We start from the raw sequence: 21,035 nt of genomic DNA on the forward strand, positions 1-21,035 counted from the left end.
ATGACCACGAGCCTCTCCGCCGGCGGCCCCGCGCGCCTCGCCCCCGCCGACCGGATCGGGCGCGGGCTCGACGCCCTGAGCCTCACCCACGCCCGGGCCGTGGCGGCCCTGATCGCGCTGTGCCTGATCCTGTTCCTGCCGGGCCAGATCTCGCTGCAGCCGATGGACCGGGACGAGCCGCGCTTCGCCCAGGCCTCGAAGCAGATGCTGGAGACCGGCGATCTGGTGAATATCCGCTTCCAGGGCGAGGCGCGGAACAAGAAGCCGGTCGGGATCTACTGGGCGCAGGCCGCCGCGGTGGCGGCAGGCGAAGCGCTCGGCGTGCCGGGGGCGCGCACGCAGATCGCCCTCTACCGCATCCCCTCGCTGATCGGCGCCGCCGCCTCGGTGCTGCTGGCCTACTGGGCGGCGCTCGCCGTCCTGCCCCGGCGGTCGGCGCTGCTGGCCGCCGCCCTCTTCGGCGCCAGCCTGATGCTCACGGCCGAGGCGCATCTCGCCAAGACCGACGCGCTGCTCGCCGCCTGCGCCACGGCAAGCCTCGGGGCGCTGGCCCGGGTCTGGCTGGCCGCGCATCCGCTCCGCCTGCGCGCCGACGACCGGCTCACAACGCCGACGAACGAGGCCGACGGCCGGCGATACGCACCTCTCTCTGCCCCCGCAGAGCGACGGGATCTGCGCATCCCGCGCGGGGACGCGGTCGCAGAACGGGGCGCAAGTCCCCTCTCCCGCACGGGAGAGGGGGCCGGTCGCGCTTGGCAGACGCCGCAGCGCGAACATGGGAGCCCCGCAGAGGGGGGAGGGAGGGCGCATGCGCCCGGGCGCGCCGTCTTCGCGGCCTTCTGGCTCGGGATGGCCGTCGGCATCCTCGTGAAAGGCCCGATGGTCCCGCTCTTCGTCGCCCTCCCGGCGCTCGGATTGTCGGCCGTGGCGCGCTCCGGGCGCTGGCTGCTGCCGCTGCGGCCGCTGCCGGGCCTCGCCCTGACGCTGGTGATCGTGGCCCCCTGGTTCGCCGCCATCGCCTGGAAGAGCGGCGGCGCCTTCTACGCCGAGGCGGTCGGGCACGACATGCTCGGCAAGCTCGGCGGCGCGGCCGAGCGGCACTGGGGGCCGCCCGGCGCCTACGCGCTCGCTGTCTTCGCCACCTTCTGGCCGGGGGCGGCCTTCGCCGCCATGAGCCTCCCCTTCGCGTGGCGGGCGCGGCGCGAACCCGCGGTGGCGTTCCTGATCGCCACGGTGCTGCCGGCCTGGCTGATCTTCGAGGCGGTGCCGACCAAGCTGCCCCACTACGTCCTGCCGCTGATGCCCTGGCTGGCGATCCTGACCCTGCTGGCGCTGTCGCGGGGGGCGCTGGACCCGCGGCTGCGCGGCGCGCGCCTGACCGCTTTGCTGGTGCCGGCGATCCCGGTCGGATTGACCCTCGGCCTGTGCGTGGTCGGGTGGCGCCTCGACGGCCACACGATCCCCTGGCCGGCGCTGCCGCTGCTCGCCGCCGCCTGCGCGGTGGCGGCGCTGGCGTGGCTCGCCTTCGCGCAGGGCTCCGCCGAGCGCGCCCTGGTGCTCGGCGTGCTGGCCTCCGCCCTGCTCGGGCCGGCGGTGCTGGGCGTGGCGCAGCTGTCGCTGCCCGCCCTCAAGGTCTCACCGCGTCTCGCCGCCCTGCGGGACCGGATGCCCTGCGCAGACCCGCGCGTGGCGAGCCTCGGCTACCGGGAGCCGAGCCTGGTGTTCCTGATCGGCACCGGGCTCGTCCTGCCGCCGGACGGCCCCGCCGCCCGGGACTTCCTGGAGGGTGGCGGCTGCCGGCTGCTGTTCGTCGAGGCCCGGGACCGGGACGAGTTCAACGCGGCCTGGCCGGTGGGGCGCGGGGCGCCGGCACCGCAGGCCGAGGTCGAGGGCTTCAATCTCAACACCGGCCGGCGGGTCTTCGTGACGGCCTACGCGGTGACCCCGTGAACGATGCCCCGCAGCTCGGCGACGGCCCGCGGCTCAGCGTCGTCGTGCCGGTGCGAAACGAGGCCGGCAACATCGCGCCCCTCGTGGCGGAGATCGCGGCCGCCTGCGCGGGTCTCGCCTTCGAGTTGATCTATGTCGATGACGGCTCCACCGACGGCACCCCGGCGGCCCTCGCGGCGGCGCGGGCGGGGCGGCCCTGGTTGCGGGTCCTGCGCCACGCCCGGAGCGGCGGCCAGTCCGCCGCCGTGCGCAGCGGCGTCCTGGCGGCGAGGGGCGACACCGTCGCGACCCTCGACGGCGACGGCCAGAACGACCCCGCCTTCATCCCGATCCTGCTCGCCGCCCTGGACGCGGCCGGCCCCGGGACCGGGCTCGCCCAGGGCCAGCGGCGCGGGCGCCGGGACGGGCGCTTCAAGATGCTCCAGTCGCGCATCGCCAACGGCGTGCGCGGGCGGATTCTGAAGGATTCCACCCGCGACACCGGCTGCGGTCTCAAGGTGTTCCGCCGGGCCGTCTACCTCCGGCTGCCCTATTTCGACGCCCTGCACCGGTTCATGCCGGCCCTAGTGGCGCGGGAGGGGTTTTCGGTGGTCCACCGGGACGTGGTCGACCGGCCCCGCCTGACGGGGGTCTCCAATTACGGGCTGTTCGACCGTCTCTGGGTCGGGCTCCTCGATCTCGCGGGCGTCTGGTGGCTGATCCGGCGCAAGCGCGCGGATCCGCGGCCGGCGGAGATCGCGATCCCGGCCCCCGCGCCGGCAGACCAGGATGTCGGATGCTGATCCAGCTCGCCCACGACCTGCCGGACTACTTCTACGACGTGTTCGTCACGCGGATGGATTTCTGGTTGGTCTTCGGCATCGTCGCCCAGCTGGTGTTCGGCTCGCGCTTCATCCTGCAATGGATCGCCAGCGAGCGGGCGGGGCGGAGCGTGATGCCGCTGTCGTTCTGGTTCCTGTCGATCCTCGGCGGCCTGATGACCCTGGTCTACGGCTTCGTGCGGCGCGAGCCGGTGATCATCATCGGCCAGGGTCTCTCCACCGGCATCTATCTGCGCAACCTCGCGCTGATCTTTCGCGAGCACCGGCGGAAGCGGGGGGCCGCGTGATCCGCGCGCCGCTGCCCGCCTTCTACGACGACCTCGACGCCACCTTCGCCGAGGCGTGGCGGCTCCTGGCCGAGGGCGCCGCGCAGGGCCGCGGCGGATTCCATCTGCCGGCCCTGGCGACGATCGGCCCGGACGGCGCGCCGCGGCTGCGCACCGTGGTGCTGCGCGCCGCCGACCCGGAATCCGGCACCCTCCGGTTCCACTGCGACCGCCGCTCCGACAAGGCGGCCGAGCTCGGCGCGAAATCGGCCTGCGCGCTCGCCGCCTATGACGCGGCCGCGAAGGTCCAGATCCGCGTCGAGGGCCGCGCCACGCTGCACACCGACGACGCCGTGGCCGAGGCGGCCTGGGACGGATCCCGGGCGATGAGCCGGGTCTGCTACGGGGCCGAGCCCGGCCCCGGGACCGCACTCCCGGCGGGGGGCGCCTACGCGCTGCCGGACGAGACCTCCGCCGCCGCGACCGGCCGCCCGAACTTCGCCGCCGTGCTGGTCCGGGCCGAGCGGCTGGACTTCCTCTACCTCGACCGGCGCGGCCACCGCCGGGCGGCGTGGGACCGGCGCGAGGCCGGCTGGCACGGGGCGTGGCGCGCGCCCTGAGGCGCCCGATTCGCGAAGGCACCACGGACGATGGGGCCGGACGGCCGCCGGAGCCCGCCCGGGCCTGTGTCGCGTCCCGTATCCGCGCAGGATCCGTCAGCAGAATCGGAGCGTGGCAACGTTCTGCGCTGAAAGTTGCATCGTCAAGCGCATTGCCATCTCAAGATAGTGCACCTGTTGGCAGCGTCTCATTTTCGAGCCGAACCGTGCCAGGGTTCAGCATTGTTATCGACTTGGTTAGTTTGCCGGATCTAAGCTGCATCCGACCTGAGCATCGGCCGTGCATCGTTTGTTGAAAAATTCAATCTCCCTGAAGATTGCATTCGCCTTTGCTTTTATTGCTGCCAATTCCGTCGGGTATCTATGGTATATCTCGAAGCGTACGGTCGCGGTCGACGCGGCCTATAACGCCTATCTGGAGAACGACGCCACGGCGGCCACGATGGCCGCGCGCCTCGGCCGCGTCGTCTATCAGATGAGCTACGTCGCCTTCCGCGCCCTCGGCGAGGCCGATCCGGGCGAGTCGGACCGGATCGGCGCCGCCTTCGAGCCGCTGCCGGCCGAAGCCGCGAAGCTCGTGGATGGCGTGCGCCGGAACGCGCCGGCCTTCCACGAGCGGACCGACCGGATCGCGGCTCTGCTCGACAGCTACGTCACGCTCACGGGCGAGATGTGCGCGATGGTCAAGAAGGGCATGAGCGCCCAGGCGCTGACCCTCGCCCACAGGAAGGTGGATCCCCTCCAGAAGACGCTGTTTGCCGAACTCGATACCTTCGCCGACGACCTGGGCGCGGCGATCCAGACGGGGTCCGCGACGCTGGGTGCGGAGACGCAGACCACCCTGTTCTGGGTGATCGGCCTGCCGGCGGGCGGCATCGCGGCGAGCATCCTGGTCGGCCTGCTGGTGGTGAATTTCGGCGTCACGCGCCCCCTCGGCCGGCTGACGGCCGCCCTGAAGGCGATGGCGCAGGGGGACCTCGGCACCGAGGTTCCGGAGGCGCGGCGCGGGGACGAGATCGGCGCCATCGGCAAGGCCGTGGAGGGCATCAAGGCGCTGGTCACCGGCAACGCGGCCGAGCGGGCCGAGAGCAAACGGCTGACGGACGAGGCGGCCGCCGCCGCGCGCAGCCGGACCCTGCTGGAGCTCGCCGGCGGCTTCGAGGACACGGTCGGCCGGATCATCGGCCTGGTCTCCGCCTCGGTGGCCACCTTGCAGGCCACCGCCCGGACCATGACCGAGACCGCCGCGCGGACCGCCGACCGGTCCACCACCGTGGCCGCCGCCGCCGAGCAGGCCGCCGCCAACGTCAACACGGTGGCGAGCGCGGCCGAGCAGCTCGGCTCCTCGGTCCTGGAGATCGGCCGGCAGGTCAGCGGCTCCGCGACGCTCGCGCAGAACGCCGTCTCGGAGGCCGCCCGGACCGCCGCCCTGGTGCAGGACCTCAGCGCCGCCGCCGCCAAGGTCGGCACCGTCGTGGAGCTGATCGCCGCCATCGCGAGCCAGACCAACCTCCTGGCGCTGAACGCCACCATCGAGGCGGCCCGGGCCGGGGAGGCCGGCCGCGGCTTCGCGGTCGTGGCGGGGGAGGTCAAGGTGCTCGCCGCCCAGGCGGCCCGGGCGACCGGCGACATTTCCGAGCAGATCGGCCGCATCCAGGGGGCGACCGGCCAGGCGGTCTCGGTAATCGCCACGATCACGGCGCGGATCCGCGAGATCGACATGGTGGCCTCCTCGATCGCAGCCGCCGTGGAGGAGCAGGGCGCCGCCACCCAGGAGATCGTCCGCAACGTCGCGCAGGCCGCCACCGGCACCAGCGAGGTCACCGGCAACATGGCGGGCGTGGCCGAGGCGTCGGAGGCGACCGGCGCGGCCGCCGATCAGGTCCTGGCCGCCGCCGCCGCGCTGGCGTGCCAGTCGGAGGATCTCGGCGGCGAGGTGCGGCGCTTCCTCGCCACGCTCCGGGCCGCCTGAGCGCCGGTCGCCGGGATGGCAGCCCTGCGCCGCCCCACCTGACCGGGGCCGCGGCCCCGGGCTAAAGCCCCGGCACCCGGCTGCCCGCCGGGCCGGCCGGGAGGAACCCGTGGGCCTCGTCTACGCGCTCGCCGCCTACCTCAGCTGGGGCCTCCTGGTCCCGTTGCATTTCCGGCTGCTCGGCGCCTACAGCCCGAACCACATCCTGGCCGAGCGGATCGTCTGGTCGAGCCTGTTCGCCGGTACGCTGGCGCTGGTGCTCGCGGCGCGCCACCGCCTCAACCTGCCGCTGCCCCTGCGGCCACGCCACGCCCTGCTACTGCTCTCCGCGGCGATGATCGGCGTGAACTGGCTGCTCTACCTCTCCGCGGTCAGCAGCGGGCACCTGCTCGACGCGAGCCTCGGCTACTACATCAACCCCCTGGTCAGCGTGGCGCTGGGGCGGGTGGTGCTCGGCGAGCGCCTGCGGCCGATGCAGGCCGCGGCGGTCGCCGTCGCGACGGCGGGCGTGGCCATCGCGGTGGTGTGGGCCGGCGAATTGCCGGTCCTGTCCCTGTCGCTGGCCGTGACCTTCGCCCTCTACGGGCTCGTCCGGAAGATCGTCGGGGTCGACGCGCTGGTCGGGTTCCTGGCCGAGACCCTGGTGCTCCTGCCGGCGGCGGTGGTGTGGCTGGCCCTGTCCCCGGAGCCGTTCCTGCCCGCGGAGACGGCGGGCCTCGCGCTCCTGATGCTCACGGGGCTCACCACCGCCCTGCCGCTGATCTGGTTCGCCGCCGCCGCGGTGCGGCTGCGCCTGACCACCCTCGGGCTGCTGCAATACGTCGCCCCGACCTGCCTGCTCGGCCTCAGCGTGCTGGCCTTCGGCGAGCGGGTGGCGCCGCCGCGGGCGGCGATGCTCGCCCTGATCTGGGCGGCGCTCGCCCTCTACACGATCGACGCCCTGCGCGACCGCCGCAACGCCGCGCCCGCGCGGTTGCGATCGGATCCGGACGGGATGCGTGTATAAGGCATACCGGTACAGGGCCGCCGCGGGCGGATGAGGGGATAGCGCTTAGCCGATGAGCGAGACTGAGGGCGGCGCGCAGGCCGTCACGGATGCCGATTACCGGATTCTCGCCGAGACGCTGCCGCAGCTCGCCTGGATCGCCGAGGCGGACGGCACCATCGTCTGGTACAATCAGCGCTGGTACGACTACACCGGCACGTCCCTCGCGGAGATGCGCGGCTGGGGCTGGCGCACCGTCCACCATCCCGACCACGTCGCGGCGGTGACCGAGCGCTACCAGGCCGCCATCGCCCTCGGGAGCACCTGGGAGGACACGTTCCCCCTGCGGGGCCAGGACGGGACCTACCGCTGGTTCCTGTCGAAGGCGCGGCCCCACCGGGACGCGTCCGGGCGGATCCTGCGCTGGTACGGGACCAACACCGACATCTCCGGGCGGCGGGCGATCGAGGAGCGCCTGCGCCATTCCGAGCAGCGCTTCCGGGCTCTGGTCGACGCCTCGGCGGCGGTGATCTGGAACACCAACGCGGCGGGGGAGCTGATGCCGCCGCAGGTCCGCTGGAGCACCTATACCGGGCAGACCGAGGAGGCCTATCAGGGCTGGGGCTGGCTGGACGCGGTCCATCCCGACGACCGGGCGCAGGCCGCCGATACCTGGGCGGCCTGCGTGGAGGCGCGCCGGACCTACGAGGTCGAGTACCGCCTGCGCCGCCACGACGGCGCGTGGCGCGCCATGGAGGTGCGCGGCGTGCCGGTGCTCGCCGAGGACGGAACCCTGCGGGAATGGGTCGGCACCTGCATCGACGTCACCGAGCGCAGGGAGGCCGAGGAGGCGGTGGAGCGGGCCCGGCAGGCCGCCGAGGCGGCCAACCGCGCCAAGAGCCAGTTCATCGCCAACATGAGCCACGAGCTGCGGACCCCGCTCTCGGCGGTGATCGGCTATTCCGAGATGCTCGGCGAGGAATTGGAGGATATCGGCCAGGCCGCCCTCCTGCCGGACCTGCGCAAGATCGAGGCGGCGGCCCGCCACCTCCTGTCGCTGATCAACGACGTGCTCGACATCTCCAAGATCGAGGCCGGGCGCATGACCGCCTCGGCCGAGACCTTCTCGGTGTCGGACCTGCTCCGGGACGTCTCCGACTCCACCGGCTCCCTGGTGGAGAAGAAGGGCAACCGCTTCGTGCTCGACGCGGGCGAGGACGCGGGGGCCGAACTGGGCTCCATGCACCAGGATCAGACCAAGATCCGCCAGTGCCTCCTGAACCTGATCGGCAACGCCGCCAAGTTCACCGAGACGGGGACCATCACCCTGACGGTGCGCCGGCACCGGGAGGCGGAGGCGGACTGGCTGTCCTTCGCGGTGACCGATACCGGCATCGGCATGAGCGCGGAGCAGATCGAACGGCTGTTCGAGCGCTTCGTGCAGGCCGACGAATCGACCACCCGCCAGTTCGGCGGCACCGGCCTCGGGCTCGCCATCACCCGCGCCTTCTGCCAGACGATGGGCGGCGACATCGACGTCACCAGCGTCCCGGGCGCGGGCGCGACCTTCACGATCCGCCTGCCCGCGACGCTCAGTCCCGAGGAGTCGCCCGCGGCCGAGGTCGAGGCCCACAAACCGGTCGAGCCGCACGAGCAGCACGAGACGGTGCTGCTGGTCGACGACGATCCGGCCGCCCGCGAGCTGCTCCAGCGCTTCCTCGAACGCGAGGGTTTCCACGTCCGCAGCGCCAATGACGGGCGCGCCGGCCTGACCCTCGCCCGGGCCCTGAAGCCGCGGGCGATCCTGCTCGACGTCGAGATGCCGCGCATGGACGGCTGGGCGGTGCTGCACGCGGTGCGCAGCGATCCCGATCTGGTCGGAACGCCGGTGATCATGACCTCGGTGGTGGCCGAACAGGGCCTCGGCCAGGCGCTCGGCGCCACCGACTACTTCGTCAAGCCGATCGACTGGGACCGGCTCAAGGGGCTGATGGAGCGCTACCGGCCGGCGGCGCCCAACGAGGCCCGGGTGCTGGTGGTCGACGACGACGCCGATGCCCGCGAGCGCCTGCGCCGGTCGCTCGGCCGGGAGGGCTGGACCGTCGACGAGGCCGAGAACGGCCGCATCGCCCTGGACCGGTTCAGCCAGGCCCGCCCGAGCCTGATCCTCCTCGACCTGATGATGCCCGAGATGGACGGGTTCGGCTTCCTGCGGGCCCTGCGCGCCCGGCCCGACGGCGACGTGCCGGTGGTGGTGCTCACCGCCAAGGAGATCACCCATGCCGAGAAGGAGAGCCTGAACAAGCAGGCCGACCGGGTGATCGCCAAGGGCTCCATGAGCCTCGCCGAGATCGGCCGGCAACTGCGCGTGCTCTACGCGCGTTCGGCGAGCGAGCCGGTGCCTGGACAACTCCAGGGTCTGATCGCGCGGCTCGCCGAACAGGATACGCAGGAGCGGCCATGAGCGTTGAAGGCATCGATCCGAACAAGGCGGCGGCAATCCGCCTGCGGGCGCGGCTCGCCGTGGTGGAGCGGGCGGCGTGGTTCGGCCTCGTCCACGCCATGAAGACGCGGCCCGCCGAGACCGAGGCCTACATCGCCTCCGAGCGGGCGCGTTGCGCGGAGGGGTTTGGCGGCACCGCCTGGGCCAAGGATCTCACCGACGCCGAGCGGAAGATGCTCGGCGCGGAGGTCGATGCCGGGCTGGCACAGCTGATCGAGGATGCCCGCGGGGAGGTGTGAGACGGCCCCTCATCGCGGGCTGGATGCCGCGCTGAGGGATTTGGTGTGTTGATGCTGCAGAACGATGGGATGCGGTGGGCGATCCTGGAGCCACGTCATCGTAAGCTTCTTCGGCATGTCGGAACGACCAAGAATCGAGCATGCCATCCAGATCCTTGCTGGACGCGAAGTCGTGTTCAACACGGTGCCGGAATTCTACGATCGGTTCGAGGGCAAGGTGATACGCTTCGCGCCAGACAAGTGGTTCCTCCTGGCGCCGAACTGACAAGTCCCGCGTGCGCAATTTCTAAACTTGAACGCCCCGAAACACGTCACCCCAAGCCGGCGGCAAACCCGTCCAGGCCAGTGGCGACGCCACCGCATGACCCGGCAGCCGCGTGGCGCAAAAAACCCCCCGCGCCACGGCCCGCGCCAGCACCCGCGCGGCTGCATCGCCCAGGTGGGCAAGGTCCGCCACCGGGTCGGCGAGCGGCACGGCGCCGGTGGCCGCGGCAAACACCAGATCGCCGTCCAGCGGCGTATGCGCCGGCACGAGGGCGCGGGCGAGGCCGTCCTGGGCCGCCACCGCGAGGCGGCGGCATTGCGCCTTGGTCAGCGCCGCGTCGGTCGCCACCACGGCGAGCGTCGTGGCGGCCCCCGGCAACGTCCGGGCCGGGAAGGCGAGGGCATCGTCCGGCACCCGGGCCGGCGAGCCCAGGCCGCCGAATTCTTCCGCCTGTTCGAACGGCGCCGCCCAGAAATGCGGCCCGTCGCCGATCGTCGCGTTGCCGAAGGCGTTGACGGCCACGAGCGCCCCGACCCGGAAGCCAGTGCCCGCCACCAGGGCCGAGGCCGAGCCGATCCCGCCCTTCAGGCGCCCGGTGCGGGCCCCGGTCCCGGCCCCCACGGAGCCCAGATCGAAATCCACGGCCGCCGCCGCGGCCGCCGCAAAGCCCAGCTCGCGATAGGGCGGGTAGCGGCCCCAGGCCTTGTCGCCGCCGTTCAGGAGATCGAACAGAATCGCGCCCGGCACGATCGGCACGCGCATGGTGCCCACCGGGAAGCCGCGCCCGGCCTCGGCGAGCCACGCGGTCACGCCCGCCGCCGCGTCGAGCCCGAAGGCCGAGCCGCCCGAGAGGACCAGAGCGTCGATCCGCTCCACGGTGCGTTCGGGATCGAGCAGATCGGTCTCGCGGGTGCCGGGCCCGCCGCCACGCACATCGACGGAGGCGACCACCGGCGCGTCGAACAGGATCGCGGTGACGCCGCTGGCGAGCGTCAGGTCGCTGGCGTGGCCGACCCGCAGGCCGGGAATGTCTGTGATGCGATTGCGCAGCATGACGCGAGCTTGCCATGTCCGGCGATCGGGACAAATCCCCGCCTGCGCCGTCGCAGCCCGGTCCGGGTCGATACGGCGGACGCAGCGAGGAGCACGCCATGGACGTCGGATTCATCGGGATGGGGCGGATGGGCCGGGGCATGGCCGCCAGCCTCGCGCGGGCCGGACACCGGGTCCGGGCCTGGAACCGCACGCCGGCAGCGGCGCAGGGTATCGCGGGGGTGACCCCGGTGGGCAGCGCCGCGGAGGCTTTTGCGGGCGACGCCGTCGTCACCATGCTGGCGGACGACGCGGCGCTCGAGGCCGTGATCGTGGCCGGCGGCCTGCTCGACCGGCCGGAGCGCCCGGGCCTGCATATCGGCATGAGCACCGTCTCGGTGGCGCTCGCCAAGCAGTTCGCGGCCGTGCACGACCGGGCGGCCGTCCCCTACATTTCGGCGCCGGTCTTCGGGCGACCGGACGTGGCGGAGGCCGGCAAACTCAACATCGTGGCCGCCGGGGCTGCGGAGCTGATTGACCGGGCCGGCCCGCTGCTCGACGCCATGGGCGCCAAGACCTGGCGGTTCGGGGACGATCCGGTGCGGGCGAACGCCGTCAAGCTGGCCGGCAACTTCATGCTGATCTCGGCGATCGAGGCCATGGGCGAGGCCTGCGCCCTCACCGAGGGCCACGGAGTCGCGGGCGCCGACTTCCTCGACCTGATGACCAACACCCTGTTCGCCTCGCCGGTCTACAAGGGCTACGGCGCCTCGATCGCCCAGAACCGCTACGAGCCGCCGGGCTTCATCCTCAAGCTCGGGGCCAAGGACGTGCGCCTCGCGCTCCAGGCCGCCGAGGGCGCGGGCGTGCCGATGCCCTTCGCCAGCGTCCTGCGCGACGGCCTGATCGAGGCGATCACCCACGGCGACGGCGAGAAGGACCTCGCCGCCCTGGCCCGCGTCTCCGCCCGGCGCGCGGGGCGGGGCTGAGACGCCCGCGCCTAGAGACCGAACCGGCCGAAGGCGGCGCGCTCCTCCAACGCGGCCAGGGCGCCCGCGGCAATCCCGCCCGGCGCCCCACCCCGGCGCAGAAGGCGGGCGACCAGCCCGCCCCGCGCCTCCGCGACGAGGCGCAGGTCGACCGTCTCGCCGAAGCGCGCGCGCATCGTCGTGCGGAGGTCGCCCAGGGCATCCACAAGGCCGAGCGGCAGCGCCTGCCGGCCGGTCCACACGGCCCCGGTGAACAGGTTCTCGGTCGGAGACAGGGCCGGGCGCCGGGCCGTGACGAGGCCGGTGAACAGGTCCTGGATGTCGGCCTGGATGCGCTTCAGCCGCTCCACATCGGCGGGGTCCTCGGGGCGGAACGGGTCGAGCATGGACTTCGCCTCGCCCTGGGTGTGCACCCGGCGCTCAACGCCGAGCTTCTCCAGGAGGCCGTGGAAGCCGAACCCGGCGGACACGACCCCGATCGAGCCGACGATCGAGGTCGGGTCGGCGACGATCTCGTCGGCCGCGCAGGCGATCATGTAGCCGCCCGAGGCCGCGACATCCTCCACGAAGGCGACCACCGGCAGGCTTTTTTCCGCGGCCAGCGCCCGGATCCGGCGGTGGATCAGGTGCGACTGCGCGGGCGCGCCGCCGGGCGAGTTGATCACGATCGCCACGGCCTTGACCCCGGGCATCCCGAAGGCCCGCTCCAGGCTGCCCGCCACGCTGGCGATCGAGAGGCCCGGGCGGATCGGCGAGACCGCCCCGATCGTGCCGGAGAGCCGGACCACGGCGACCCGCGGGCGGCGGTTCCGGAACCGGCGCGGCAGGAGGGCCCGGAATGTGTCGGGGAACGCGAAGGGCATGGAGATCTGGCGCGGGCTCGTCGGGGGCCCGGGCGGCGAACGGCCCGGGCGGGGCATCGGGAAACTGGGCGTTCCGCCCCGGGGCGCAAGGGCGGTGCGGCGGCGGGCCGGGGCGGGTTTCCGATCTGCGCAGTCATGACCGGCGAACCGTTGGCCGACCTTGGCCGTTTCTGCCCGCGGCGCGAGCCTCGTGCCGGCCCGGATCCGCAGGATCGTCCGGGCGCCAACACGGGAGAGAGACGATGCGACCCTGGCCTATCCTGGTCCTCCTTGCCGCCCTGATCGGCGGGCTGGCGGGGGTGCCCGCGCGTGCGGCCCCCCTTCCGGTCCCGGCGATCGCCGAGGCGGCCGCGCCCGCCCCGGAGGTGCAGCTGGCCCGCTGGCACTACCGGCGCCACTGGCACCGGCGCCATCACGGGCGGCGCCACTGGCATCACCGCCGCCACCGTCACCACTGGCATCGCCATCACGGGCACCGCCTTCATCACGTCCGCCCGCATCACGCCCGGCCCGGCCGCGCCGTCGGCCACCGGAACCTCACGTTCTACTGAGCCGACCGACCCGCCGCCCGGCCCGGACAGGCCGGGAGGCGGCCTTGCGGGGGGCCTCGGAAAACTTTATTTAACCGTCTGATATCACTGCTCTTCCGCGGGACCGTCCCGGCGCATCGCGCGTCGGTCGACGGCCGCGAGCACCGCCCATCCGGGCTTCAGAACGGAAATCGACTTGGCCGAGAACGATCCGACTGGCACCGCCCCGCCCGCCAGCGACATCCGCCCCGTCTCCATCACCGACGAGATGCGCCGCTCCTACCTCGATTACGCGATGAGCGTGATCGTGAGCCGGGCGCTTCCCGACGCCCGCGACGGCCTCAAGCCGGTCCACCGGCGCATCCTCTATTCCGCCTTCGAATCCGGGCATCTGCCCGAGCGGAAATACGTCAAGTCGGCGCGCATCGTCGGCGACGTGATCGGTCTCTACCACCCGCACGGCGACCAATCGATCTACGACGCCCTGGTGCGGATGGCGCAGGATTTCTCCATGCGCCTGATGCTCATCGACGGGCAGGGCAATTTCGGCTCGGTCGACGGCGATCCGCCGGCGGCCATGCGCTACACCGAATCGCGCCTGGCCAAGCCCGCGACCGCGCTGCTCGCCGACATCGACAAGAACACCGTCGATTTCCAGCCGAACTACGACGAATCGCGGGAGGAGCCCAAGGTCCTCCCGGCCCGGTTCCCGAACCTCCTGGCCAACGGCGCCGGCGGCATCGCGGTCGGCATGGCGACCAACATCCCGCCGCACAACCTCGGCGAGCTGATCGACGCCTGCATGGCGCTGATCGACGATCCGGGGCTGACCATCGAGCAGCTCACCGAGATCGTCCCCGGGCCGGACTTCCCCACCGGCGGCATGATCCTCGGTCGGGCCGGCACCCGGCAGGCCTACGCGACGGGACGCGGCTCGGTGATCATGCGCGCCAAGTCGCATGTCGAGGAGCTGCGCAAGGAGCGCGAGGCGCTGATCTTCACCGAGATCCCCTATCAGGTGAACAAGGCGACGCTGGTCGAGAAGATCGCCGAGCTGGTGAAGGAGAAGCGCGTCGAGGGTATCTCCGACCTGCGCGATGAATCCGACCGCACCGGCATGCGCATCGTCGTGGAGATCAAGCGCGACGCCATGGCGGATGTCGTGCTCAACCAGCTCTACCGGTTCACGCCGCTGCAATCCTCGTTCGGCTGCAACATGGTGGCGCTGAACGGCGGCCGCCCCGAGCTGATGAACCTGAAGGACCTGCTCGAGGCCTTCGTGGACTTCCGCGAGGAGGTCGTCTCCCGGCGCACCAAGTTCCTGCTCGGCAAGGCCCGCGAGCGCGCCCACGTCTTGTGCGGCCTCGCCATCGCGGTCGCCAACATCGACGAGGTGATCCGGCTGATCCGGACATCGCCGGACCCGAATTCGGCCCGCGAGGCGCTGATGGGCCGCGACTGGCCGGCCCACGACATCGCGCCGCTGATCGCGCTGGTCGACGACCCGCGCCACCGGGTCGCCGAGGACGGGACCTACCGCCTGTCCGAGACCCAGGCCCGGGCCATCCTCGACCTCCGCCTGCAGCGCCTCACCGCCCTGGGCCGCGACGAGGTCGGCGACGAGCTGAAGACGCTCGCCGACGAGATCGCCGACTATCTCGACATCCTGCGCTCCCGGGTGCGCATCCAGGCGATCGTGAAGCGGGAACTGGTCGAGGTGCGCGAGCAGTTCGCCACCCCGCGCCGGACCGAGATCGTCGACTTCGACGGCAGCGTCGAGGACGAGGACCTGATCGCCCGCGAGGACATGGTGGTGACCGTGTCCCACGCCGGCTACGTCAAGCGCGTGCCGCTCTCGACCTACCGGGCCCAGCGCCGGGGCGGCAAGGGCCGCTCCGGCATGGCGACCCGGGACGAGGATTTCGTCACCCGCCTGTTCGTGGCCAACACGCACACGCCGGTGCTGTTCTTCTCCAGCCAGGGCCAGGCCTACAAGGAGAAGGTCTGGCGCCTGCCGATGGCCGCCCCGAACGCCCGCGGCAAGGCGCTGGTCAACATCCTGCAATTGCAGGACACCTCCGAGCGCATCACCACGATCATGCCGCTGCCGGAGGACGAGGCCTCCTGGGAGACGCTGGACGTGATGTTCGCGACCGCCAGCGGCAATGTCCGGCGCAACAAGCTGTCGGACTTCACCACGGTGAACCGCAACGGCAAGATCGCCATGAAGCTCGATCCGGGCGACCACATCGTCCATGTCGAGATCTGCCGGCCGGACCAGAACGTGCTGCTCACCACCGCCAAGGGGCAGTGCATCCGCTTCCCCGTGGAGGACGTGCGCGTGTTCAAGGGCCGCGATTCCACCGGCGTGCGCGGCATCCTGCTCGCCCCGGACGACCGGGTCATCTCCATGACGATCCTGAACGCCTTCGACGCCAGCGCCGAGGAGCGGACCGGCTACCTGAAGATGCGCCGTGCCGTCACCGGCGAGGCGGAGGAGGGCGCCGAGATCGAGGCCGAGGACGGCGCCGAGGCCGCCGCGATCTCGCCGGAGCGCTACGCCGAGATGGGCGCGGCCGAGCAATACGTGCTCACGCTCTCGGAGCGAGGCTATGGCAAGCGCTCCTCGTCCTTCGAGTACCGGACCTCGGGCCGCGGGGGTAAGGGCATCACGGCCATGCGGGTCAACGACCGCAACGGCAGCCTCGTCGGCTCCTTCCCGGTCGAGGCCACCGACCAGATCATGCTGGTCACCGATGGCGGCCAGCTGATCCGGGTGCCGGTGGACGACATCCGCATCGTCGGCCGCGCCTCGCAGGGCGTCACGGTGTTCAACACCGCCAAGGATGAGAAGGTCGTCTCGGTGGAGCACATCGAGGGTGAGGACGAGGGTGGCGCGGAGGTTGGCCCAGAGGGCGGCATTGAGGGCGGCATTGAGGGCGGCCTGGAGGGCGGCCCCGAGGAGGTGTGAGGCCCCGGCCGTCTCACCCCGAGGTTCCGTCCGGCGCAAAAATGCTCTAGGCCGGGCCCCGATGACCCGCACCGCCCTCTATGCCGGCTCGTTCGATCCGGTCACGAACGGCCATCTCGACGTTGTCCGCCAAGCCTGCCGGCTGGTGGACCGCCTCGTGATCGCCATCGGCGTGCATCCCGGCAAGGCGCCGCTGTTCTCGGCCGAGGAGCGGGCCGCGCTCCTCACCGAGACCTGCGGACCGGTGGCTGCCGCGGAGGGCGCGACGCTCGAGATCGCCACCTTCGACGATCTCGCCGTCTCGGCCGCCCGGCGCTGCGGCGCCACGATCTTCATCCGCGGCCTGCGCGACGGCACGGATCTCGATTACGAGATGCAGCTCGCCGGCATGAACGGCGCCATGGCGCCGGAGGTGCAGACCGTGTTCCTGCCCGCCTCGACGCAGGCGCGGCCGATCACCGCGACGCTGGTGCGCCAGATCGCCGGCATGGGCGGGGACGTCTCGCCCTTCGTGCCCGCCGCCGTGGCCGCGCGCCTCCGGCAGCGCTTCACCGCACAGTCCTGAACCTGAAAGGCCTTCGATGAACCGACGCCACGCCCTCCTCGCGCTCGCCCTGACGCTCGGCACCGCTACGGCGGCCCGCGCCGCCGACGCCAACACGGTCTATCTCCAGACCAAGGATGGACGGATCACCATCGAGTTGCGTCCCGAGCTCGCGCCCAAGCACGTCAAGCAGATCAAGACGCTGGTGAACCAGGGCTTTTACAACGGCCTGAAGTTCCACCGGGTGATCGACGGGTTCATGGCCCAGACCGGCGACCCGAAGGGCAACGGCACCGGCGGCTCCAGCCTGCCGAACATCCCGGCGGAGTTCTCGCAATCGGCCCAGTTCCGCCGCGGCACGGTGGGCATGGCCCGCTCGCAGGATCCGAACTCGGCGAACTCGCAGTTCTTCATCTGCCTGGCCGACGCACCGAACCTGAACGGCCAGTACACGATCGTGGGCAACGTCACGGACGGACTCGACGTGCTCGACAAGATCAAGAAGGCCGCCCCCGGCGCGCCGGGGGGCTCCGTGCAGGACCCCGACAAGATCGTCAGCATGACGATGGCCGAGAAGGCCAAGTAGAGGCTCGATGCTGGGCCGGCGCGCCGCCTCGATCCTCCTGCTGACCTTCGCGCCGGCGGTCGCCAGGGCCTACGAGGGCGGGCCCTTCTACGGCTACGCCCTCGAACCCGGCGGCGCCTATCCCCTGAGCCTGCCGCAGACCCTGCGCGCCACGATCGCGGTGCCGGTCTCCCGGGTGGCGACGAAGCCCGCCGACACCCTCGCCGAACTCTACCCGGCGCTCGCCGCCTGCTGGCAGGTGCCGGCCGGGCTCGGACGGCCGACACCTGAGTCCGACGACATCGAGATCACCCTCCGGCTGTCGCTGCGCCGCGACGGCAGCCTGATCGGGCCGCCGCGCGTCACCTACGCGGCCGGTGTCTCCGCGGATCAGCGGACCACCCTGGTGCGCGGCACCCTCGACGCGATGGCGCGCTGCACCCCGGCCCACATCACCCTGGGCCTCGGCCGCGCCATCGCCGGGCGGCCGGTGGCGCTGCGCTTCGTCTATCGCCCGCCGGCCTGAGCGCCGGCGATCCCCTCACAGGCGCTGGCCGGATCCGGCGCGCGCCGATACAGTTCCCCCAACCGGAAAAGGATCGATCTATGGCCGACAACGAGACCATCGTGCTGGAGACCACCAAGGGCCGCGTCGTGATCGCGCTGCGCCCCGACCTCGCCCCGGGTCACGTGGAGCGGATCAAGACCCTGGCTTCCCAGGGCTTCTACGACGGCGTGCCGTTCCACCGGGTGATCGAGAACTTCATGGCCCAGACCGGCGACCCGACCGGCACCGGCTCGGGCGGCTCGGAGCTCCCGGACCTGAAGGCCGAGTTCAACGCCGAGCCGCACGTGCGCGGCACCTGCTCGATGGCGCGGACCAACTTCCCGCACTCGGCGAACTCGCAGTTCTTCATCTGCTTCGACGACGCGCGCTTCCTCGACAAGCAATACACCGTCTGGGGCAAGGTCGTGGAGGGCATGGACGTGGTCGACACGATCAACAAGGGCGAGCCGCCGCGCTCCCCGGACAAGATCGTGAAGGCGACGATCGGCGCGGCCTGAGCCTCGAATCGCCCGCTCGATCACGCGCGGGCGATCTCACCCCTCTGCATCCTGGCCTGAGGCCTCGGATGGGATACCGCCTCAAACGCCGGCTGTGAGACTGATGGCCTCCGCCGCCGCCAGATCCTCCGGCGTGTTGATGTTCAGGAACGGGTCCACGGGCTCGGCCGGCCAGGTTGCCGAAGCCGCCCCGTGGCGGGCGATGAACGCGCCGACGCGCCGCTCGCCCTGTTCGAGATAGGTCCGCAGAGCGCCGCGCAGGGCCGCCGGCCAGAGCGCGATCGTGTAGTGCTGCCGCGCCCCGGACGCCGCCAGCGCGATGCCGGCCTCAGGCGCGACCGCCGAAAGCCGCGTCATGAGATCGGCCGGCAGGAAAGGCGTATCGCCCGAGACGCTGATCACCCGCGCGATGCCGCTTTCTGCGGCGTGATCCAGCCCGGCGAGGATGCCGGCGAGCGGCCCGGGCGTCCCCGGCAGGGGATCAGGCAGGACCGGCCCCGGGAACCCGGAAAACCGCGCCGGATCGCCGTTGGCGCTGAGCGCCAGGCCCGCCGCGCATTGCGGCCCGAGCCGCGCGACGACGTGCTCCAGCAGGGTCCGGCCGCCGAGCCGGAGCAGGGGTTTGTCGCCCCCGCCCATGCGCCGGCCGAGGCCGCCGGCGAGGATCAGACCCAGGATCGGCGGGCGGTCCAAACGATCACTCGAAGACGATCTTCGGCGCCGTCCGCCCGGCCGGCGCCCCGGACAGGTTCGCCCAGAGCTGGGCGGCGATGGCGCGGTAGACCTTGGCGTGGGGCCCATCGGGATCGGTCGCCACCACGGGCCGGCCGGAATCCGAGGTCTCGCGGATGATCATGTCGAGGGGCACCTCGCCGAGGAACGGCACGCCGAGGCGCTGCGCCTCGATCCGCGCGCCGCCATGCCCGAAGATGTGCGAGGCGTGGCCGCAATTCGGGCAGACGAAGGTCGCCATGTTCTCGATCACGCCGAGGATCGGCACCGCGACCTTCTTGAACATGGTCACGCCCCGGCGGGCGTCGATCAGCGCGAGATCCTGGGGCGTCGAGACGATCACGGCGCCCGAGAGCGGCGTCGCCTGCGCCATGGTGAGCTGCGCGTCGCCGGTGCCGGGGGGCATGTCGACGATGAGCACGTCGAGTTCGCCCCAGAGCACGTCGCGCAGCATCTGGGTGATGGCCGATTGCACCATCGGGCCGCGCCAGATCATCGCCGTCTCGGGCTCGATCAGGAAGCCGATCGACATGACCTTGAGGCCGTAGCCGACCATCGGCTCCATGGCCTTGTTGTCGACGACATTGGGCTTGCCCGACAGGCCGAACAGTTTTGGCACCGACGGCCCGTAGATGTCGGCATCGAGCAGGCCGACCTTCAGCCCCTGGGCCTGAAGCGCGAGGGCGAGGTTGCAGGCGGTCGTGGACTTGCCGACGCCGCCCTTGCCGGAGGCGACCGCCACGATGTGGCGCACGCCGGCGATCTGCGGCCCCTGGTTCGGCGGCGCGCCGGGCCGGGGCGGGGCGACCGGGGGCGGTGTCACGGGGCGCGGCGCGGCGCCGCTCTGGGCCGGATGGCCCGGGCCCCGCTCGGAGGTCAGGCTCGCGAACACCCCCGAGACGCCCGGCATCTGCAGGACGCGCCCCTCCGCCTGCCGCCGCACCGGCTCGAACCGCTCGGCCTCGCTGGCATCGACCAGGATCGAGAACATCACCCGATTGCTCGGATCGACCACGACCTCCGACAGCCGGCCCGAGCCGGGCAGAGTGGTGCCGGCGGCATCGACGGTGACGCTGGCGAGCGCCTTCAGCACGTCGTCGCGGGTGATCGCCAAGTCGTCCTCCACGGGGGAAAGTCGGTATGCCAGCTGCATGTAACTAAGCGCGGCGAGAACACCAGACCCCGGACAGCGATTCGGGTCAGACCGGGCTCTCACGCAGGATGCGCCGATCCGCTCTGGAAAGATCCGGTCGCTGGCCGTACACTTTGCCCGATCGGAGGCGGCAATGGCCGATGCAGAGCGATCTGACGGTGTGCGGCGGCGACGGGCGGAACGGCTGGAAACGCGCGTCACGGCGGAACAGAAGGCGTTGATCACGCACGCTGCGGCCCTCGAAGGGCGCAGCGTCACCGATTTCGTCCTGACAAGCCTCCAGGATGCCGCCAAGCGCGCCATCGCCGAGCACGCGATGATCGAATTGAGTGTCCGGGACTCCCGCGCCTTCGTGGAGGCCCTGGTCGAGCCTCGCGAACCGGGCCGGCGGATGCGGGAACGGGTCGCGACCTTCCGGACGCGGATGGGCGACGACGCGACGTGAACGGCTCGTCGATGCCGGTCATCGCCGCCCTCGACCCGGCGCGGCACGACCGGTCCCGTTTCGCCTGCGGCGTCGAGGCGCTGGACCGCTACCTCTGCATGCAGGCCGGACAGGATGCGCGGCGGCGCGTGGCTGCCCCCTACGTTCTTCTGGAACCGCCATCGGCCGCCGTCATCGGGTTCTACACCCTCTCGAACACCTCGATCCGGTCGGCTGAGCTGCCGGCGACGCTCGTCAAGAAGTTGCCGCGCTACCCCATCCTGCCCGCGACATTACTTGGCCGACTGGCGGTCGATGGGACGCGGCGCGGAGAGGGCTTCGGCACGCTCCTTCTCCTCGACGCGTTCCGACGCTGCCTCAGGAGCGAGGCAGCCACCCTGGCGGTCGTCGTCGACGCGAAGGACGCGGCCGCAGCCTCGTTCTACGAGCGCCACGAATTCCTGCGGTTGACCGATCTGCCTGACCGGCTCTTCAAGCCGATGGCTGAGATCGAGGCGCTGTTCGCGAAAGCGGGTTCGTGAAACG

22 protein-coding genes are annotated in these 21,035 nt (G+C 71.9%); 18 read left to right on the forward strand and 4 right to left on the reverse strand.

Annotated elements, in window-relative coordinates:
- The 9 genes from AC3IF3_RS21955 (at position 1) to AC3IF3_RS21995 (ending at position 9,621) form a co-directional block, all read left to right on the forward strand.
- Positions 1-1,950 carry an ArnT family glycosyltransferase gene (locus AC3IF3_RS21955; protein ID WP_489230300.1) on the forward strand — a complete coding sequence of 650 codons (1,950 nt, stop codon included), beginning with the start codon at positions 1-3 and terminating at the stop codon, positions 1,948-1,950.
- Positions 1,947-2,732: a glycosyltransferase family 2 protein gene (locus tag AC3IF3_RS21960; RefSeq protein ID WP_489230301.1), complete on the forward strand. Its 786-nt coding sequence runs from the start codon at positions 1,947-1,949 to the stop codon at positions 2,730-2,732. Before AC3IF3_RS21955 ends, AC3IF3_RS21960 begins: the two co-directional genes overlap by 4 nt.
- Entirely contained in the window at positions 2,726-3,058 is a 333-nt protein-coding gene (locus AC3IF3_RS21965; protein WP_243969625.1) for a lipid-A-disaccharide synthase N-terminal domain-containing protein, read from the forward strand. Before AC3IF3_RS21960 ends, AC3IF3_RS21965 begins: the two co-directional genes overlap by 7 nt.
- The gene (locus tag AC3IF3_RS21970) at positions 3,055-3,657 is read left to right on the forward strand and encodes a pyridoxamine 5'-phosphate oxidase family protein (protein ID WP_489230302.1); all 603 of its coding nucleotides are present in this window, start codon (positions 3,055-3,057) and stop codon (positions 3,655-3,657) included. The genes AC3IF3_RS21965 and AC3IF3_RS21970 overlap by 4 nt, the downstream gene beginning before the upstream one ends.
- Positions 3,658-3,946: 289 nt before the next feature.
- Complete coding sequence (locus tag AC3IF3_RS21975; protein ID WP_489231352.1) at positions 3,947-5,629, forward strand: methyl-accepting chemotaxis protein; 1,683 nt, start codon at positions 3,947-3,949, stop codon at positions 5,627-5,629.
- A gap of 109 nt (positions 5,630-5,738) precedes the next feature.
- A complete protein-coding gene (rarD, locus tag AC3IF3_RS21980) occupies positions 5,739-6,635 on the forward strand; it encodes an EamA family transporter RarD (protein ID WP_489230303.1) in 897 nt (298 codons plus the stop codon).
- A gap of 52 nt (positions 6,636-6,687) precedes the next feature.
- Positions 6,688-9,078 (forward strand): hybrid sensor histidine kinase/response regulator, encoded by a 2,391-nt coding sequence (locus AC3IF3_RS21985; RefSeq protein WP_489230304.1) that lies wholly within the window; start codon positions 6,688-6,690, stop codon positions 9,076-9,078.
- Positions 9,075-9,356, forward strand: a complete 282-nt coding sequence (locus AC3IF3_RS21990) for a hypothetical protein (protein ID WP_489230305.1) — start codon at positions 9,075-9,077, stop codon at positions 9,354-9,356. The genes AC3IF3_RS21985 and AC3IF3_RS21990 overlap by 4 nt, the downstream gene beginning before the upstream one ends.
- Before the next feature lie 115 nt (positions 9,357-9,471).
- On the forward strand, positions 9,472-9,621 hold the full coding sequence (locus AC3IF3_RS21995) for a hypothetical protein (protein ID WP_489230306.1): 150 nt from the start codon (positions 9,472-9,474) through the stop codon (positions 9,619-9,621).
- 21 nt (positions 9,622-9,642) lie between these two features.
- On the opposite strand, the gene AC3IF3_RS22000 is transcribed toward AC3IF3_RS21995, so the two are convergent.
- The gene (locus tag AC3IF3_RS22000) at positions 9,643-10,674 is read right to left on the reverse strand and encodes a P1 family peptidase (RefSeq protein WP_489230307.1); all 1,032 of its coding nucleotides are present in this window, start codon (positions 10,672-10,674) and stop codon (positions 9,643-9,645) included.
- A gap of 98 nt (positions 10,675-10,772) precedes the next feature.
- On the opposite strand from AC3IF3_RS22000, the gene AC3IF3_RS22005 reads away from it, so the two are divergent.
- Complete coding sequence (locus AC3IF3_RS22005) at positions 10,773-11,642, forward strand: NAD(P)-dependent oxidoreductase (RefSeq protein ID WP_489230308.1); 870 nt, start codon at positions 10,773-10,775, stop codon at positions 11,640-11,642.
- A gap of 11 nt (positions 11,643-11,653) precedes the next feature.
- Here AC3IF3_RS22005 and AC3IF3_RS22010 read toward each other — a convergent pair whose 3' ends face one another.
- Positions 11,654-12,505, reverse strand: a complete 852-nt coding sequence (locus AC3IF3_RS22010) for a S49 family peptidase (protein WP_489230309.1) — start codon at positions 12,503-12,505, stop codon at positions 11,654-11,656.
- A gap of 242 nt (positions 12,506-12,747) precedes the next feature.
- On the opposite strand from AC3IF3_RS22010, the gene AC3IF3_RS22015 reads away from it, so the two are divergent.
- From AC3IF3_RS22015 to AC3IF3_RS22040, 6 genes are all read left to right on the forward strand, one after another.
- Entirely contained in the window at positions 12,748-13,056 is a 309-nt protein-coding gene (locus tag AC3IF3_RS22015; RefSeq protein ID WP_489230310.1) for a hypothetical protein, read from the forward strand.
- A gap of 175 nt (positions 13,057-13,231) precedes the next feature.
- Positions 13,232-16,006, forward strand: a complete 2,775-nt coding sequence (gene gyrA, locus AC3IF3_RS22020; RefSeq protein ID WP_489230311.1) for a DNA gyrase subunit A — start codon at positions 13,232-13,234, stop codon at positions 16,004-16,006.
- Between the two features lie 61 nt (positions 16,007-16,067).
- Positions 16,068-16,571 carry a pantetheine-phosphate adenylyltransferase gene (gene coaD, locus AC3IF3_RS22025; RefSeq protein ID WP_489230312.1) on the forward strand — a complete coding sequence of 168 codons (504 nt, stop codon included), beginning with the start codon at positions 16,068-16,070 and terminating at the stop codon, positions 16,569-16,571.
- Positions 16,572-16,587: 16 nt separating this feature from the next.
- Positions 16,588-17,136, forward strand: a complete 549-nt coding sequence (locus AC3IF3_RS22030; protein ID WP_489218204.1) for a peptidylprolyl isomerase — start codon at positions 16,588-16,590, stop codon at positions 17,134-17,136.
- Positions 17,137-17,143: 7 nt separating this feature from the next.
- Positions 17,144-17,641, forward strand: a complete 498-nt coding sequence (locus tag AC3IF3_RS22035; RefSeq protein WP_489230313.1) for a hypothetical protein — start codon at positions 17,144-17,146, stop codon at positions 17,639-17,641.
- An 80-nt stretch (positions 17,642-17,721) separates the two neighbouring features.
- Positions 17,722-18,180, forward strand: coding sequence for a peptidylprolyl isomerase (locus AC3IF3_RS22040; RefSeq protein WP_243969650.1), 459 nt, complete (start codon positions 17,722-17,724; stop codon positions 18,178-18,180).
- Between the two features lie 81 nt (positions 18,181-18,261).
- Here AC3IF3_RS22040 and mobA read toward each other — a convergent pair whose 3' ends face one another.
- A complete protein-coding gene (gene mobA, locus AC3IF3_RS22045) occupies positions 18,262-18,873 on the reverse strand; it encodes a molybdenum cofactor guanylyltransferase MobA (RefSeq protein WP_489230314.1) in 612 nt (203 codons plus the stop codon).
- A gap of 4 nt (positions 18,874-18,877) precedes the next feature.
- Complete coding sequence (locus tag AC3IF3_RS22050) at positions 18,878-20,026, reverse strand: Mrp/NBP35 family ATP-binding protein (protein ID WP_489230315.1); 1,149 nt, start codon at positions 20,024-20,026, stop codon at positions 18,878-18,880.
- Positions 20,027-20,198: 172 nt separating this feature from the next.
- Here AC3IF3_RS22050 and AC3IF3_RS22055 point away from each other — a divergent pair, with 172 nt between their 5' ends.
- Together AC3IF3_RS22055 and AC3IF3_RS22060 are read left to right on the forward strand one after the other, a co-directional pair.
- The gene (locus tag AC3IF3_RS22055) at positions 20,199-20,510 is read left to right on the forward strand and encodes a type II toxin-antitoxin system TacA family antitoxin (RefSeq protein WP_489218209.1); all 312 of its coding nucleotides are present in this window, start codon (positions 20,199-20,201) and stop codon (positions 20,508-20,510) included.
- A complete protein-coding gene (locus AC3IF3_RS22060; RefSeq protein ID WP_489218210.1) occupies positions 20,507-21,031 on the forward strand; it encodes a GNAT family N-acetyltransferase in 525 nt (174 codons plus the stop codon). The genes AC3IF3_RS22055 and AC3IF3_RS22060 overlap by 4 nt, the downstream gene beginning before the upstream one ends.
- Positions 21,032-21,035: the final 4 nt, after the last annotated feature.

It is taken from the genome of Methylobacterium sp. J-118, assembly GCF_057836565.1.